General features: G+C 61.1%; 1 protein-coding gene and 1 pseudogene. Both read left to right on the forward strand.

The window, feature by feature from the left end; genetic code table 11:
- Positions 1-414: pseudogene (locus tag EN925_RS36970) on the forward strand (ABC transporter substrate-binding protein); the annotation flags it as partial.
- A gap of 104 nt (positions 415-518) precedes the next feature.
- Positions 519-1,099: sugar ABC transporter permease (locus EN925_RS36975; protein ID WP_164894715.1), on the forward strand; the 581-nt coding region annotated here is incomplete at its 3' end.

Below are 1,099 nucleotides of genomic sequence, written 5' to 3' on the forward strand. Positions count from 1 at the left end.
CTGTTCATGCAGTGGGCCTGCTCGCCTCCCGTCTCACTGGCGCGCTGCATGTTGCCCTATGCGCTGCGCGACCCATACCGCATTTCGCATTTCAAGTCGGAGCTCTATGGAGCACTGTTCCCGAGCGCCAAGGAGTACCTGGCCAACCTCAACAACTCGGCGAATGTCGGCCTGCTCGACCCGATCATGCCAGGTGCGCAGGACTATTTCTTGAGCATCGACCGCATGTGCACCGCAGTGTGGGCTGGTGCGGATCCGAAAGCATCGCTGGAAACAGCGGCCGCCGAGTGGAACGAGACGACCGATCGGCTCGGGATGGAGTCGCAAAAGGCATTCTACACCGAGTTCCTGAAACTGCCCGGCGCCACCGCTGACAACACAGTGGAGAAGCTTGGCATGGCAGTCACCCTCTGAGACTCGCCTGGAGGGGAGCCGGGTTTCTAGCACCAGACCGGTGTTGCGGGCGCTTCGCTCGCAACACCCTGGCTCAACCGCGTGGCGATCTTTGGAATAAATCGATGCCGCACACCACCACGATCAGTCGCATGACGACCACCGGCGCCCCGCCTCGGCTTTCGACCCTCGCACAGTGGGCGGACCGCCACTTCAAATGGCTTCTGGTCGCGCCCGCGGTGCTGTTGATACTGGCGCTGTCGATCTATCCGCTGCTGTTCTCACTGGTCGTGTCCTTCATCAACTACGACTTCCAGGTGCCGGGCCACGCCTTTGTCGGCTTGAAAAACTTCGAGCGGGTGGTGTTCGATCCCGTGGCACGGTGGTCGCTCTTGCTGACGGCCTGCCTGTCGAGCATCAGCGTCGCCATCGAATTCGTGCTGGGCCTTCTGGTGGCGCTCACCATGGTGCGCAGCTTTCCGGGGCGCGGTGTCGTCATGTCGATCCTGATCGTGCCGCTTTTCATCAGCCCGGTGATAGTCGGCCAAGCGTGGACGCTGCTGCTTCAGCGGCCTTTCGGGCCAACCAACTACATCCTGACGCAACTGTTGGGGCAGGAGGTGACGATCGGCTGGATGACCGAGCGCCCATGGCTTTATGTCTCGCTGATCATCTCTGATGTCTGGCAGTGGACTCCGTTCATGTT

The organism is Mesorhizobium sp. M7A.F.Ca.US.006.04.2.1, from assembly GCF_004022915.1.
GTDB lineage: Bacteria > Pseudomonadota > Alphaproteobacteria > Rhizobiales > Rhizobiaceae > Mesorhizobium > Mesorhizobium ciceri.